Source organism: Pedobacter sp. CFBP9032 (assembly GCF_034045265.1).
Lineage (GTDB): Bacteria > Bacteroidota > Bacteroidia > Sphingobacteriales > Sphingobacteriaceae > Pedobacter.
Genome location: NZ_JAXCWE010000010.1, coordinates 88890 through 104711 on the forward strand (window position 1 = coordinate 88890; position 15822 = coordinate 104711).

General features: G+C 37.5%; 18 protein-coding genes. 6 read left to right on the forward strand and 12 right to left on the reverse strand.

What is annotated here, in order from left to right; genetic code table 11:
* Window positions 1-189 precede the first annotated feature (189 nt).
* Window positions 190-792: a YdeI/OmpD-associated family protein gene (locus SOM16_RS17415; protein ID WP_320465277.1), complete on the forward strand. Its 603-nt coding sequence runs from the start codon at window positions 190-192 to the stop codon at window positions 790-792.
* Here SOM16_RS17415 and SOM16_RS17420 read toward each other — a convergent pair whose 3' ends face one another.
* The 12 genes from SOM16_RS17420 to SOM16_RS17475 all read right to left on the reverse strand — a co-directional run bounded on the left by SOM16_RS17420 (window position 793) and on the right by SOM16_RS17475 (window position 10448).
* On the reverse strand, window positions 793-1341 hold the full coding sequence (locus SOM16_RS17420; RefSeq protein ID WP_320465278.1) for a C40 family peptidase: 549 nt from the start codon (window positions 1339-1341) through the stop codon (window positions 793-795).
* A 115-nt stretch (window positions 1342-1456) separates the two neighbouring features.
* Entirely contained in the window at window positions 1457-1822 is a 366-nt protein-coding gene (locus SOM16_RS17425; protein ID WP_320465279.1) for a DUF4870 domain-containing protein, read from the reverse strand.
* A 70-nt stretch (window positions 1823-1892) separates the two neighbouring features.
* Entirely contained in the window at window positions 1893-2594 is a 702-nt protein-coding gene (locus tag SOM16_RS17430) for an SDR family oxidoreductase (RefSeq protein ID WP_320465280.1), read from the reverse strand.
* Window positions 2595-2659: 65 nt separating this feature from the next.
* A complete protein-coding gene (locus SOM16_RS17435) occupies window positions 2660-3040 on the reverse strand; it encodes a type II toxin-antitoxin system VapC family toxin (RefSeq protein ID WP_320465281.1) in 381 nt (126 codons plus the stop codon).
* Window positions 3030-3266, reverse strand: coding sequence for a hypothetical protein (locus tag SOM16_RS17440; RefSeq protein WP_320465282.1), 237 nt, complete (start codon window positions 3264-3266; stop codon window positions 3030-3032). The genes SOM16_RS17435 and SOM16_RS17440 overlap by 11 nt, the downstream gene beginning before the upstream one ends.
* Window positions 3267-3284: 18 nt before the next feature.
* Entirely contained in the window at window positions 3285-5063 is a 1779-nt protein-coding gene (locus SOM16_RS17445; protein ID WP_320465283.1) for an aromatic amino acid hydroxylase, read from the reverse strand.
* A gap of 136 nt (window positions 5064-5199) precedes the next feature.
* Complete coding sequence (locus tag SOM16_RS17450; RefSeq protein ID WP_320465284.1) at window positions 5200-5712, reverse strand: GtrA family protein; 513 nt, start codon at window positions 5710-5712, stop codon at window positions 5200-5202.
* A 103-nt stretch (window positions 5713-5815) separates the two neighbouring features.
* Entirely contained in the window at window positions 5816-6517 is a 702-nt protein-coding gene (locus SOM16_RS17455; RefSeq protein ID WP_320465285.1) for a CAP domain-containing protein, read from the reverse strand.
* A gap of 184 nt (window positions 6518-6701) precedes the next feature.
* Window positions 6702-7466 carry an SDR family NAD(P)-dependent oxidoreductase gene (locus SOM16_RS17460; RefSeq protein ID WP_320465286.1) on the reverse strand — a complete coding sequence of 255 codons (765 nt, stop codon included), beginning with the start codon at window positions 7464-7466 and terminating at the stop codon, window positions 6702-6704.
* A 64-nt stretch (window positions 7467-7530) separates the two neighbouring features.
* On the reverse strand, window positions 7531-7935 hold the full coding sequence (locus SOM16_RS17465; protein WP_320465287.1) for an AraC family transcriptional regulator: 405 nt from the start codon (window positions 7933-7935) through the stop codon (window positions 7531-7533).
* Between the two features lie 115 nt (window positions 7936-8050).
* Window positions 8051-8728: a mutarotase gene (locus SOM16_RS17470; RefSeq protein WP_320465288.1), complete on the reverse strand. Its 678-nt coding sequence runs from the start codon at window positions 8726-8728 to the stop codon at window positions 8051-8053.
* A gap of 76 nt (window positions 8729-8804) precedes the next feature.
* Entirely contained in the window at window positions 8805-10448 is a 1644-nt protein-coding gene (locus SOM16_RS17475; protein ID WP_320465289.1) for a glycine--tRNA ligase, read from the reverse strand.
* 318 nt (window positions 10449-10766) lie between these two features.
* Here SOM16_RS17475 and SOM16_RS17480 point away from each other — a divergent pair, with 318 nt between their 5' ends.
* The 5 genes from SOM16_RS17480 to gldG all read left to right on the forward strand — a co-directional run bounded on the left by SOM16_RS17480 (window position 10767) and on the right by gldG (window position 15798).
* Window positions 10767-11684: a glycerophosphodiester phosphodiesterase family protein gene (locus SOM16_RS17480; protein ID WP_320465290.1), complete on the forward strand. Its 918-nt coding sequence runs from the start codon at window positions 10767-10769 to the stop codon at window positions 11682-11684.
* Between the two features lie 70 nt (window positions 11685-11754).
* Complete coding sequence (locus tag SOM16_RS17485; RefSeq protein WP_320465291.1) at window positions 11755-12462, forward strand: ATP-binding cassette domain-containing protein; 708 nt, start codon at window positions 11755-11757, stop codon at window positions 12460-12462.
* Between the two features lie 110 nt (window positions 12463-12572).
* On the forward strand, window positions 12573-12842 hold the full coding sequence (locus tag SOM16_RS17490) for a hypothetical protein (RefSeq protein WP_320465292.1): 270 nt from the start codon (window positions 12573-12575) through the stop codon (window positions 12840-12842).
* Window positions 12843-13387: 545 nt separating this feature from the next.
* Window positions 13388-14113, forward strand: coding sequence for a gliding motility-associated ABC transporter permease subunit GldF (gene gldF, locus SOM16_RS17495; RefSeq protein WP_320465293.1), 726 nt, complete (start codon window positions 13388-13390; stop codon window positions 14111-14113).
* Window positions 14113-15798, forward strand: coding sequence for a gliding motility-associated ABC transporter substrate-binding protein GldG (gene gldG / locus SOM16_RS17500; RefSeq protein WP_320465294.1), 1686 nt, complete (start codon window positions 14113-14115; stop codon window positions 15796-15798). The genes gldF and gldG overlap by 1 nt, the downstream gene beginning before the upstream one ends.
* Window positions 15799-15822: the final 24 nt, after the last annotated feature.

Genomic DNA, 15822 nt, shown 5'->3' on the forward strand with positions numbered 1-15822 from the left:
TTAAGCTTTCTCAGGGTGAGTTATGATCTAATATTTTAAGTGACGCTAAGCGGCAGATTACAAAAGAATTTAAAGTCAACTTCAGAATGGGTACATTTAGGGGCGTAATTAATATTTTCGGTAAAGAAGCAAGTTTGCCGCTTGTTAAGCTTCAAACTTCAAAACAGATTATTTGGTAATTTTACAGCTATGCATACCTCTGTACAAGTAGATCAATACATTATAAAATCGGCGCCGTTCGCCATTCCAATTCTGGAGCATTTAAGAATCCTTGTGCACCATGCGGATGCCAGAATTGTAGAAACCATCAAATGGGGAATGCCATTTTTTGATTTGAAAGGTTCTGTTTGCCATATCGCCGCTTTCAAACATCATTGTGCATTTGGTTTTTGGAAGGGTTCATTAATTGAAGATGATTTTAATATTTTCGAAAAGAACACCAGTAATATGGGAATGTTAGGGAAGATTAAATCTTTAGCTGATCTTCCTGCTGATGATATTTTGATTGCCTACATTCAACAGGCAATTCAATTAAATGAAGATGGCGTCAAACTGCCTGCTAAACCAAAGGTGACACCGCAAGAATTGATTATTCCAGAATATTTCATTGATGCCCTGCAAGAAAATTCTTTGGCGCTGCAGGTGTTCCAAAATTTCAGCGCTTCCAATAAAAAAGACTATGTACTTTGGCTGGAAGAGGCAAAAACGGATGCGACAAAGCAAAAGCGTTTAGAAACGTCGATAGAATGGATTAGTGAAGGAAAAACCAGGATGTGGAAGTATAAAAAGTAATTAGATTATACTCACAATCTTCATGAACCGATTTCTATAGTGACCATTCAGTTCGGTAATGGTAACACTGTGTGCTTTACCAGAAGAGGCATGAATAAATTTTATTCCATTTTCATCAATAGAGTAAACAATGGCTACATGTCCAATTCTTCTCACGCGAGAGTTGCTTCCGGTAAAGATTAATACGTCGCCAACTTTAGCATTCTCGAGGGTGGTTTCTTTACCTGCGCCGCTGAATTCTCTGGAAGAACGTGGAACCTTGAAGCCAAAATTACTGAACACGTAACTCACGAAGCCTGAACAATCAAAACCGATCTTAGGGTTACTGGTAGCGTAGCGGTAGCGAATCCCAAGCATGCTTTTGGCAAAATCAATTAGGGTTTCAGAATTTGCAGATGAGCTATTGCTGTAATTGGTAGAAGTAGTTTTTGGTAAAGTAGCAACTAACTTTTTAACCAGATCCTGATATTGGGCAGGGATGATGTTTTGAGCTTTCACTGCTGTTGCAGACAAAATGAAAAACAGAATTGCAAATGTTATTTTCTTCATATGTTGATTGGCAAGATATAAAAAAAAAACAACCGAGGTTCAGAATGTGGAAAACTCGTTAAAACAAAAAAAGCCTGAACGAATGTTCAGGCTTCCTTCAAAATACAAAAAAGTATTAAATACTTGAAAATAACGTTTGTGCTTTATCGCCAATAACTGGCAAAGGCTTATTTTGTAAATTGCTTGCACTAATTGCACCCATTACGATAAAGATTAAATAGATAATACCAATTGCGTAACTGATATAAGCTAAAAATGCTAATGGCGCAATCGTCAGGATTATCGTAATTAAAATATTAATAACGATCATGCTTAAGTGAAGCAATAATGACTGACGTAAGTGATAGGTTGATAAAGAAGTTTTATTTTCTTTATAAATTGCGAAAAAAGAGATCAACCAGCCGATTAAAAAAATGTAGCTTACAATTGCAGCGCCTTTACCATTGTCTGTTGATGTTGTGAAATTTGTCTTTGTTTCCATGATTTATTAATTTTAGATTTAGACTCTTTAACAAACAAACCATGAAAATGTTGGAGCAAATCAAAAATTTTTATGGTGTACTTACTGCCACTGGTAAAATCTTACCATTAAAAAATTTACTACCCGTTTTAGCGAAGTCTGCTACATATTTCCCCATTTCAAAAGCCATTACCGGACTCTGATAACCTGGGAATGCAGTCTCCAACATTTCAGTTTGCGCTGACCCCAAAGCCAGGCAATTGACTTTTATACCAGTTTCCGCCAGCTCAAAAGCCAGGCATTCTGTTAACGTGTGTAATGCGGCTTTACTGGCAGAATAGGCAGATAAACCGGGGAATTTAACGCTTCCCTGAAAGCCGCCCATGCTACCGATATTTACAACATGGCTTCCGCTTTGCAGCAAGGGTAACACATTTTGTATCATTCTGAAATGCGAGATCACATTGCTTTGCAGCATTTCGCCTAAATCAACTTCTGTGGTCTCAATAAAAGGTTTGTTAATGAGTGATCCGGCATTATTAATCAAAATATCAACATGACCTAATCTTTCTTTCAAGAAGGGAATCAGCGCTGCGTAATCATCATTTACGATATCAAATTCTACAGGAAAAAGCGTACAATCAGGGTTAATTCCTCTGGCAATTTCCAAGAGTTTACGCAGTTTTTCTGCCGAACGGGCAATGGCAACAATTTTATTCTCTTTCTGTAAACTAAATTCTAATGCGGTTTCAAATCCAATTCCGCTGCTCGCTCCTGTAATTATAATGTTCATTGTAAAGTATATTTTTGATGGATATAAGGATCATTGGTTTATAGAGAATAGCTATTCTCCGTTGTCTAACTCATTAAAGGATTAAACAAGCCAACTGGTCCGTTTATTTTGTCGAAATCTGCAATATTGTTTGTGAAAAGTTTTCCATGTAGTACTTGCGCGGTTGCATAAACAATTGCATCAGGCAACTTAATTTTATTATTTTTTCTTAGTGTTATCGTTGTATCTACAATAGCGTCACTAAGAGGTACTACATTTAGCGAATTGATTAAATTGGTCAGAAATTCTTCCTCAAACCTATTTCTAAATGCGTAACCCAATAATTCCATTTTAGAAATAACAGAAATATAGTAAACTACATCTTTTTCAAAAATTTTTTCTGGCTTGATTATTTTTTTAGATAGATAGATTAGAATGTTGGTGTCGAATATAATATTACCATTCATCCCTTATATTCTTTTGCCATTTTGATGGATCATCAATGTCTGTTAAAAGATCATGTCCCTCGGCCTTATCAATTGCTTTTTTAAGTTTTTTATAAGATCCTTTGGGTTCTTCCGCCAAGAAAGGGTGATCAATATTAACAGTTTCTACAAAAGACAATGCCCTTAGCATCTTTTCCAAAAGAGCCGCGTTTTGTTCATTGTCTACAAGTACAGTTACGGTTGTCATAATCGTAAAGTTAATAAATTAATCGCTAACAATTAACTGGCTTACCGGGTTTTTAATCACATGCAAACCATCATTAATGAGTTTTTTATGATCCGGTTCTCTTCCCGCCTTTATTTCCAGATAGACCTGAATTTCTTTTTCTAATTGGTGGTAAATCTTTTTATGATAAACAATCTCTAGAACTTCTAATGCACAAAGCCAGTCTTGACGGTGGTTTCTCTTTAAATGGTCAAATATTTTGCTTAGTTCTTCCAGATTCTGGCCGCTTTCGCGAATCTCACGAACCCTCTTATACAATTGATGCAATTGTAAGGTCTTCTCATCATAGACCATGCGATGTGTTTTTTCTTCACTGATCAATGTGATCACTTCAAAGGCATCCTTATCAGCCGCTCCATTAAAGACTGAAACTATTTTCTCGCCCACAGCCATATCATAATTGCCCCATTCAGGTTTGAAAAGGATATTTTCGTTACTTTCTGTTACTGTGCAGTTCGTAAAAGTGATTAATAAAATTTTTCCATCTTTTCTTAAGGTATTAGTGATTTGCCCTTCTACTTTTATTCCACTTTCAAAAATCAACCGTGAAGTGTGGTCATCTGTTTTCAAGCGCTTAATATCGTCGTCACTATAATCTTCTAATGGCTTACTTCCATCTTTAAGTTGACCAACAGGCGATGAAAATCCATCTGCGTGGTATGTTTTTCCATGGTTATCCAATTGCTTTCCTTTATAAGCTAGGGCAGAGGCACCAGTAGTTTTAATAAAGGTTACTTCATCAGCTAAGCCTACACCTATATCTGTAAACACACCACTTACCTGCAAGCCAGAAGAGTAAACAGCGGTAGCAACATTTTTGCAGGCAATGGCTTTCATAATGCTTTCCATTCCGCCCCGGCGGAAAGCCATAGTATCTGCAAATTGCTCCAGTACGTCTTTTAAATTTTGAAACGTCTCAGTGACGAAAAGCTGCGGCTGCGTTTTGGTTATATCATATTGATAATTTATGGTATCAATGTTATACCATAATTTTTCTACCTTTTGAGTCATGCACGATGCACTTTCCCCAATGGATGACAATAAACCTGCACCGTAAATTTTTGGGTTTTCCAGCGTTCCAATCAATCCATATTCCACTGTCCACCAGTGTAATCGGCCGAGCAAAGCCATTTCCGAAGGCTCGCCCATATTTTCGCTGATGTAACGTAATGCTTTTTCTGCTTTTGCGATTTGATCTTCATCGGCATCAACCGCTTCCTTTAAAATGGAAAGCTTTCTGATGGCTTCATAAAGTTCGAAATCTTTAGCAGAAAACATGGCTTTTGCGCCAATTGAACCAAAGTAGCTGAGGTAATTGTTGTAGTCTGTATCAGCGATTATTGGTGCATGGCCAGCACTTTCATGGATAATATCTGGCGCCGGAGTATATTCTATGTGATTAATCTGGCGGATATCAGCCGCAATTACCAGCACCCGATAAGCCTGGTACTCCATAAAAGCAGCAGGTGGAATGAAACCATCAACGGTAACTGCGCCCCAGCCAATTTTCCCCAGGTTGTCATTCATGGTTTGTAGATCCGGAATATATTCAATACTTAAACCTGCCCTTTGCAAACCTTTGATGTATGGATAATAGGCGACGTCTTTTAAGTAGCTATAATTCTGACGCATCACATAGCGCCAAACCGCCTGATCTATCGGAGTGTATTTTTCGTAATGCTGATTAACAATAAATTGCTTTAAATGATTAGGCAATTTTGCTACCTGAGCATTATTAAAGTCATTAAAATGGCTCATAGGGATCATGAAAATAAGTTGGTCGAAGGCTAAGTTAGGATGTTGAATTTATCCAAACAAGAAACCCGCCGACTAAATTAACAGCTAGGCGTAATAATTGGTTTGCACAGTATTTACAGGAATTGCAATCTAAAGGTTATTGTTCCGGGGTTTTACTAGTGCCATTAAGTTTCTTCACACTAAAAGTAAAATAGTGCTGATATAAATAGCTGAATAACGCCATTAGAATCGAAACAGCGATTCTGGAAAGCATTGCCAATGTTGGGTAATCTCTTAACAATTCAAGCAAAAACTTAAGCAATACATAATTAGCAAGGATGTTAATGAACTGAAGATTTAAAAAACGAAACAGTTGAACTCTTCCTTTTAATTCACTGTGCGTAAAAATAACGTATTTATTGAGCAAGAAACTGGTGGGAATGGCTACGGCATAATCTACCAGAAGAGAAGCAGTTTCTCTTTGCAAAACGATAAATCCGAAATTAACCTCAGAAGTTTTGAAGATGAAAAAGTAAGCAAAATAGTAACTTAAAATGCCAAGAAGCAAAGTGCCGCCGCCTGTAGCCAGATACCGGAAGTTATGCAAGGAAATGAATTTTTTAAACGGTGGATAAAAAAAATCTATAAAGGCGAGAATAGCTTTACGCATTGTTGTTTCAATAGTTTTGGCTGCAAAGGTAAATTATTTTTTTACTTGTTAGTTTTTCGAGTTTAAAGTAATAAGTTGATTTTACTCTGGCTGCAAAATGAATTTAGTTAGCAGTTTGATTCAATGGATTGGCATACTTTGGTTTAGCGACATAGTCGATCACGGCGCACCAGCTGTAAGATGGGTGCCGTTGAATGCTTACGCCAACTATGTTCATCTTATTTTTCTGATCCAAAATAGTAAATCGGTGGCCAAGTGAGGGCACGCCGCAGTCTAAGAGCAAATGACATACAATATCCAAACCATTGGCATTTCCAAAATCTATATTCTCACTCATGGTTCTGTTGGGGTAATACTTAGAGATTCTTTTCGAGAACTTATCGCCGTTACTGCTTTCGTGGGTATCTAAATTATTTCTGTTCAGATCAATCGCATGGTTGCGACTTACGAAAGATAATTTGTCTTCGGGATAAAACATGGGGAGGTTTTTAATACCACGTAAATGCGTAAGTAAAGAAAGGTAATAAGGGTTATTATTAGAAATTTTCAGATCATTATAATTGCGGAACTTGCGGACTTTTGAATTGTAATTATTAATGTAATCCTCGATAACAGTATAATAAAATTTCTCTCCATCAATACGGGCCAAATTCATGTACAACACGATATTTTTTTCCTCATTACTGAGATAAGTCACATTTGCGGCGGTGTTGGCTTGCTGATATTCTGTATCAGTCCAGCTTTGCGCCTGAGCCAGGATAGCTGAGGAGAAGAATAAAATAGCAGTTAAAACTTGCTTGATCATTAGGGGGCGATTTACAGAGATAACGCCAGGAAAAACGGTTTATTTTTAAATTTGATTTTTATTGGTCAACGATTATTCTAAAATATACAGTAGGTGAATTAAATAATTTGAGGAAAGGATTACAAGCAAGAGCTTGCCGAAGCACTATTTAGCGCATCAACAAGCTCAAATTGATAACTTCGATTTACAAAAACATACCACCAGAAATCTCGATGCGTTGTGCATTGATCCATCTGGCTTCTTCCGTACATAAAAAGGCAACTACACCGCCAATATCGTCTGGCAAACCAACACGGCCCAGAGCCGTTTGTGAAGCTATTCCAGCATTCATTTGTTCGTTATCACGTACCACACCACCACCAAAATCAGTTTCAATGGCGCCAGGAGCGATAATGTTTACGCGAATGCCTTTAGCACCCAGTTCTTTTGCCTGATACTTAGTAAGTGTTTCCATAGCACCTTTCATTGCGCCATAAGCGGCGTAGCCTGGCAAAGAAAAACGGGCCAATCCTGATGATATATTAATAATTGCGCCACCATTATTGATAATCGATAATGCTTTTTGGGTAAGAAAGAAAGGTCCTTTGAAATGGATATTAACCAGACTGTCGAACTGTTCTTCTGTTGTTTCTGCGAAAGAAGCATGGATTCCGATTCCGGCGTTATTTACCAGGAAATCTAACTGATCAGCCTGAAAAGTTGATTTCAAAGTTGTCTTTACTTCAGTTATGAAGTGATCGAAAGTGCTGCTGTCAGATACATCAAGCTGTAATGCGGCGGCATTTACACCCAATTGCTTTATTTCTTCAACCGTTTTTTCGGCTTCTTCCTTTTTAGATTGATAAGTAACAATTACATCAATCCCTTTTTTAGCTATTTTGATTGCTGCATTTTTTCCTAAGCCACGGCTCCCGCCGGTAACTAAAGCAATTTTATTTTGTTTTTCCATGTTTTTTAATTTGATAAACAAAGTTAAATGGAAACTGATTAAAAAAATGGTGACTGCTTAAGTATTATATGGCGATCATTTCCTTATTTGCCAAAGACATAATATATTCTTCACGATATTGCTTTGGCGTTTGGCCTGCAAAATGTTTAAAAAACTTGGTGAAGTTTGAAGGATCGTAAGTCAAAGTACGTGCGATTTCTGAAATAGCCATATTGGTGTTTTCCAACATTGATTTTGAAATTTCCATCAGGCGCTTTTCAAAGAAATAACATGGAGAGTGGCCGGTAGCGGCTTTAATGGTATTGCTTAAGTGAACCGCGTGCACATGAATGATATCAGCAAAATCTCGCACTTCGAGCATTTCTGTCGCTCTGCCACAAACGATATCGTCAAGATGTTTATCTAGCTCCTTTAAATAATCGGCCGTAATTTCATGCCGGCGGGCAAATAATTTTTCAGGAAGTTTCATCTGACAATATAATTAAGGGGTAGACAAATATAATTTACAATTCAATAAACCAGAATCCTCAAATATTAATTGTCTTCTTTTTTTACTTTTGAATTACCTTCAAGATTCTATTTTGTTATAAACGAAATTCGTGTAGTTTCTTTACAAACTTTTTGCGTTGATACCAGTCATTATAAACCAATTCCATTTCCTGTACATCAAAGGTGCCAAAGTCGAAGTCTCGGTATTTCTCTACTATTTCCAGCAATTGATCTTTATTTTTTAGCGCCTGTTTGAATCTGATAATGGTTGAATGTGCAGTTTGAATAGCATAACGTTTATCAATACTTTGCTGCAGATCAGTGGTTTTGAAGCCAATGCGCAAATCATCTCTTATCTCGTTTAAAGTATCAGTTAAAAATCCTTGAAGCAAAATGCAGGAAGGAGAGGCTGTAAGTCCTTTAAACTGAATTTTGAAACTTCGGTGTTTCAATAAAACATCCTCAATGAGCTTCACATATTCCTGTATGTTAATTTGCTCCAGCTCGAAACCAACGTAGCAAGAAATAATAGACATTACCGTGATGTGAAGATCGCTGTTCTGATAATAATACTGGTTTGGGTCTATGGCCTTAACCTCATCCAAAAAATGCTGAATGTTAGCTTTCGTGCTTTGATCTGGTCTGATGACCAAAGTAATTCCAAAACGACAATCATCTTTCGAGTCAATCAACTCATCTATCTCATAATTCCCGCCAGCAATTTTAGCTTTTGATTCTTGATAGAGTTTGTTGTAGTGTGCTGGTAAATCCATTTTTTACAAAAAAAGTCGCAGGTTTAAACCTACGACTAAATGTGATAACCTAACTAGATTATTCTTAGGTGGTTAATTATGCGAGTAGGTTTTTCCAGCTCACTGCGTTGCCAATGATGGTGGCTAAATCTGCAATGGCAACACGCTCTTGTTCCATACTGTCGCGATGGCGAATGGTTACTGTATTATCTTCTAAACTTTGGTGGTCTACCGTAATACAAAATGGCGTACCAACAGCATCCTGACGGCGGTAACGTTTACCAATGGCATCTTTTTCTTCGTAAATACAGTTGAAATCGAATTTCAATGTATCCATAATTTCGCGTGCTTTGTCTGGTAAACCATCTTTTTTAGTCAGTGGGAAAACAGCCACCTTATATGGTGCTAAAGCAGGGTGCAAACGCAATAGAGTACGACTATCCTGTTTGTCTTCAGTGCTTAAATCTTGTTCTTCAAATGCATTAATCATCGTTAACAAGAACATACGGTCTAGCCCGATAGAAGTCTCAATTACATAAGGAACATAATTACCATAAGGTTTACCATCTTCATTTAAGTCGTTATCAAAATATTGCATTTTTTTGCCAGAAAATTCCTGGTGTTGCGTTAAATCGAAATCCGTACGACTGTGAATTCCTTCTACTTCCTTAAATCCGAATGGGAATTCAAATTCAATATCCGTAGCGGCATTAGCGTAGTGTGCCAATTTAACATGGTCGTGGTAACGGTATTTTTCAGGTGCAGTTCCCAAGGCTTTGTGCCATTTCAAACGTGCTTCTTTCCAATATTCGAACCATTTTTTATCATCACCCGGGCGAACAAAAAACTGCATTTCCATTTGCTCAAATTCGCGCATGCGCATAATGAACTGCCGGGCAATTACCTCATTTCTGAATGCTTTCCCAATTTGTGCAATACCGAAGGGAATTTTCATCCTTCCTGATTTCTGCACATTTAAAAAGTTCACAAAAATACCTTGTGCCGTTTCCGGGCGAAGATAAACCTCATCGCTGCCTTCTGCCATCGCACCAAATTGTGTGCTAAACATTAAGTTAAACTGACGAACATCTGTCCAGTTCGAAGTTTTAGAAATTGGGCAAATTACTTTATAGTTAACAATTAAATCTTTCAGCTGTGCTAAATTTTCAGATTTAAGTGCCAGGTTCATTTCCACTTCAAGTGCTAAGCCTTTCTTTACAAATTTCCAGCTGGCTTCATTGATAAATGGATATTTTTCGCTTTCCAGAATATCGTTTTCATCTTTGAAACCTGGAATCCACGCTGCCTGACCTTCATCACTCAGGCCTAAAATTTCTTGTTGAAATTCCTGAAATTTCGTTTTGTTTTCGGGGCTGAAATTGTTTAACTCCGAATATAGCTCATCAATTTTATTTTCTAATAACTGGTCAGCACGGTAACGTTTATTCGAGTCTTTATTGTCAAGCATTGGGTCGTTAAAACCATCCACGTGTCCGCTGGCTTTCCAAACCTTAGGGTGCATAAAGATAGCGGAATCAATTCCTACTATGTTTTCGTGCATTTGTACCATGGCTTTCCACCAGTACGATTTAATATTATTTTTTAACTCGGCACCTAGTTGCCCATAGTCGTAAACAGCACTTAAGCCATCATATATTTCGCTGCTTTGAAACACGAAACCGTATTCCTTAGCATGTGAGATTACATTTTTAAATTGTTCGTCGTTATTCTTTTGAGCCATAATGGAGGCAAAGATAATAAAAAGGTAGAGGGTTTAAAGGTATAAGGCTGAAGGTTTTTAACCTGCCTTTTATAATTGGCTTACTTGATTATGAACTTAGATTTTGCTAAGGTGCCTGACGTGGTTGAAGGTTTTAGAAAAGCGGTTATCATGCTAATCGGTGTCTACTGTCCCGCTGTACGCTTTACTTCGTTGCACTTTGTGTTCGCTGCCATCGGGTTTAGGTGGCTAAAACAGTAATAATATGGATGTTCTAAAGGCTTAAACATTTCATTTTTCCACTTTAAAACATTGCAAATTTTAATCTATTTTTGCCTTATGAAATTTTATCATCTCCTATTATTGAGTTTCCTGGCAATTTTCTCAGCCTGTGGCCAGGAGGAAGCTCACCAATATATTAAGTTTAAAACCACCCAGGAATTATATCAATTTTTGAAATGGACACCAGAAAACCGATTTCCATTAATCAGTGCACACCGCGGCGGACCAATGCCTGGCTTCCCGGAAAACTGTATCGAAACGTTTATAAATGCCACCACTTATAACCCGATGATTATCGAATTTGATATCGCTTATAGCAAAGACTCGGTGATGGTAATTATGCACGATGATAATTTAGACCGGACTTCAACCGGAAAAGGGCCGATTGGAAATTACACTTACGAAGAGCTTAAAGCCTTCAATTTAAAAGATGAAGACGGCAAGGAAACCAGTTTCAAAATTCCTACACTGGATAGTGTTTTAAGCTGGAGTAAAGGAAAGGTATTGTTAACAATCGATTTGAAAAAAGGTGTTTCTTACGCGAAGGTGATTGAGAAAGTGAAACAATATCACGTAGAAAGTAACTCCATCATCATTACTTATAATGCAAATCAGGCTGAAGAAGTTCATCGCCTGGCACCGGATTTAATGATTTCTGCTTCTGTACAGAAACAAGCAGAATTGAAACGACTGAACGATTTAGGTATTCCAAATGAGAGAATTGTTGCTTTTGTTGGCGTGTCGGCACCTGATAAAGAGTTATACCAGTTTCTGCACGGAAAAGGAATCACCACGATATTAGGTACAATGGGTAATATTGATAAAAGTGCGATTGCCAGTCCGGCCAGAAACATTTATTATCACCTGGTAAACAATGGAGCGGACATTTTATCTGGCGATAATATTCCGCAAGCTGCTGAGCAACTGGATAAATTCAGATATAATAAGAAATTGAAATCAGTACATGTGAATTAAATCCTTTACTCAACCAACTTTGCGGTCTTTGCGAACGACTTAGCGTTCTTTGAGGTTAAATAAAACACAAATGAGTATATCAGTTAAAAACCTATCCAAACATTATGATGCGCAAAAGGCTGTAGATTCAATTAGCTTTGAAGCCAGGCCCGGTCGGATTTTAGGCTTTCTAGGTCCAAATGGTGCAGGGAAATCGACTACCATGCGCATGTTAACTGGTTACTTAACGCCAACAGCGGGTGAGGCAGCGGTTTCTGGTAAAAACATCATCAGTCAGCCTATTGAGGCTAAAAAACGTATTGGTTATTTGCCAGAAAATACACCGCTCTATCCAGATATGTACGTAAAAGAGTTTCTTCGTTTTGTTGGCGAAACCTATGCCTTAAACAATCTTTCAAACCGGATTGATGAAGTAATTAAGTTAGTGGGCTTAACGCCGGAACAGCATAAAAAAATTGGGATGCTATCTAAAGGCTATCGCCAAAGGGTTGGCCTGGCGCAAGCGATTATTCACAACCCGGAGGTTTTAATTCTGGATGAGCCGACATCAGGTTTGGATCCTAACCAATTAGTAGATATTCGTGCGTTGATAAAAGAACTCGGCAAAAATAAAACGGTGATTATTTCCACACATATTATGCAAGAAGTTGAAGCCATTTGCGATGACATTATTATCATCAATAAAGGTAAAATTGTTGCCAATAACTCATTGGAAGGGATAAAGAAAGCACATAACCAAGATTCACTCGAGGATATTTTTAGAAAACTTACTGCCTGATTTTGGTTAATATTTTATCGGGCTTTAGCTATTTCTTGGCATTTTATTTAATAAATTATTAATCTGTGTTTTAAGTTTTTTTTATAACTTTCTCTTCTCTAAAATAACTTATGAAAAAGCTCTTCACTGCATTATCCATCCTGGTCACATCTGTTTGTGCATTCTCTCAAACTAGTCAGGTTAAATTCGGCATCAAGGCTGGCGTTACTTTTCCTACCATATCTGCTAAGGGCGGTGCTTCTGCCTATGATGGACCTGAACCTCCGGATTTTAAAACGAATACATCTTTTTATTTAGGTGGTACAGTTGATATACCTGTTTCGGCAGTATTTTCTATTCAACCTGGCTTAACATTAATTGGAAAAGGAGGTAAAGCATAGGTTTATAATTCAAATTTTGAACCTGGATCAAACTTATATATTTTCGAAGGTTCTTATAAACTAAATACAATGTATTTGGAAGTTCCTGTAAATGCAGTTTTTAGTTTTAATGTTGGTGATGGGAATATCTTTTTGGAGCTGGCCCATATTATGGATTTGGAATAGGCGGTAAAATAAAATTAGATGGCGTTGAAACCAGGTGAGATATTAAAGCAAATGAAAAGTCAGAGCAAGATGTTAAATTTGGCAATGATGAGGTTTTTAAAAGAGGAGATTTCGGTTTAAATTTTTTAGCTGGTTATCAGCTGCGAAACGGTTTTAACTTACATGCAGGTTATGGCTTGGGTTTAAAAACCATCACTGGCCGTTCAGTTGCATATTATCAGGAAAAAAATCGGGTCCTCTCCGCTGGAATAGGTTTCACTTTTTAACTGAAAATAACCAGTTGGTATTTCTCTCTATAATCCGATAGCTAACATCACTTAAACAATTTAGTACTTTTAATATGCCCGAATATTTAAGTAACTTCGGCATTTTAACGTGGTATGTACGCAGTTTTTAAACGCGAGTTATTCAGTTTTCTAAGTTCGATGGTTGCCTACATCACCATTGGCATTTTCTTGTTGGTATCCGGGCTTTTACTCTGGTTTTTTCCAGATACTTCCATTCTGGAGTATGGTTATGCTGAAATGGGTGGTTTCTTTAGCCTGGTGCCCTATTTATTTATGTTCCTGATCCCTGCCATTACCATGAGGTCTTTTGCGGAAGAGCGCAGGGAAGGAACTTATGAACTTTTAATTACACGACCCATTACCCTTTGGCAAATTATTTTTGCTAAGTTTTTGGCCAGTTTAGTGCTGGTGTTTTTTGCTTTAATTCCAACATTGGTTTATTATTATTCCATTTCAAAATTGGGTTTTCCGGAAGCTAATATAGATTCTGGAGCGGTAATTGGATCTTATATTGGGCTGTTTTTTCTGGGTGCAGCATTTACAGCCATAGGAATTTTTGCTTCTTCATTAACGAAAAACCAAGTGATTGCCTTTGTAATTTGTGCTGCGTTATGTGCCTTTGCCTTTTTAGGTTTTGATTATACCAGTCAGGTTGCTGCCCTCGGAGCCATTGAGGGAAGTATCACAAGCTTGGGTATCAATCAGCATTACACTTCCATGAGCAGGGGCGTACTTGATACACGAGATTTGATTTACTTCATCAGCTTTGCAATGTTCTTTTTATTACTGACTAAATTAACTGTGGGAGGGAAGCGATAATGGTGAAAAATAAAAAATGGCTGAATATAATACTGTTGTTAATTGCCCTCCTTGCCATCAATATTATTGGTAGCTATGTTTTCTATCGTTTTGATTTTACTGCAGATCAACGGTTTACTTTAAGCGGAAAGACCAAAGCCATTTTAGCGAATAACAAAAAGCCGATTATGGTTACGGTTTTTTTAGATGGAGAACTGCCACCTGCATTTAAACGTCTGCAATATGCCGTAAATGATATTTTAACAGATTATGAAGCGTATTCAAAAGGAGATTTAAAAATTGTTTTCGTTGATCCATTGGCTGGATTAAATCAGTCGGACCAGGATACGGTGATCAATAATTTATATGAAAGAGGTATTGAAGCGACCAATTTAAGTGTGAAAACCGAAGCCGGGTTGACACAGAAACTGGTTTATCCGATGGCGATGATTGAAACCGATAATAAGGAATTTCCGGTTAAGCTTTTCCAGAATCTGGATACCCGTGGCAGTTACGAAGACAATATTAACCGGGCAATTGAAAACCTGGAATACGTATTCACTTCAAGTTTGAAGAAGGTAATTGAAGGGAAAAACCCACGGATCGGATTTACAGAATCAAATGGCGAACTGAACGATTTACAAGTAGGAGATGCCATTCGTAGCCTTTCGAGTAGCTATGAAGTTGGCCGGGTAGATTTAAACACGATAGATAAAGCCGGGCTGGATAAACTCAATATGTTGATTGTGGCGAAGCCCACTAAGCCCTTTACAGAAACGGAAAAATATAAAATCAATTATTTTGTAATGAATGGCGGTCGGGTACTTTGGAGTATCGATCAGGTGAAGGCTGAATTAGATAGTTTGAGGGGGCGAAATGGGCAAATGGCCACCAATAGCAATTTGAATCTTGACGATATGCTCTTTATGTATGGTGCTAGAATCAATTATAACATCATTGCAGATCCGGCAAACTGTGCAGAAATTCCGGTTTCAACCGGTATGGTTGGGGGACAAAGCCAGATGGAACTCCTGCCATGGATTTATTATCCGATTTTACTTCCGGATACGAGCCAAAATGTGGTTAAAAAACTGGATGATGTGAAAGCTGAATTTCCAAGCACTGTAGATAGCATTGGTGTTAGCGGAATAAAGAAATCTTTTATTTTAAGTACATCGGCGTTTAATAAAGTTTACAATACGCCTAAGCCATTTAGTTTACAGATGGTAAGCGAACAACTAGACCCAAGGTCTTTTCAAAGTGTATCACAACATGTTGGTTTAATGCTGGAGGGTAACTTTCCGTCTGTATTTGCCGGCAGACCACTACCTGCAGAAATTGCTTCGGCGTATACCACGGTGGCCAATGGTAAAGCCAGTAAAATGATCGTACTGGGTGATGGTGATATCTTCAGAAATCAGGTTTCAGAACGAGAAGGTACGCCTTATCCATTAGGTTTTGACCGCTATAGCCAGCGCACTTATGGAAACAAGGCGTTGCTGTTGAATATTGTAGATTATTTTACGGATGATGATAACCTGATTATGCTTAGAAATAAAGAAGTAAAAATCAGATTGCTGGATAAATCAAAAATAAAGCTCGAAAAAACCAAATGGCAATTTATAAATATTGTGGTTCCTTTGTTATTGTTAATATTCTTTGCAATTTTTCAACATTATTACCGTAAATACAAGTACGCTAAATAATTTTTATATTTTTGAAGAAGACTA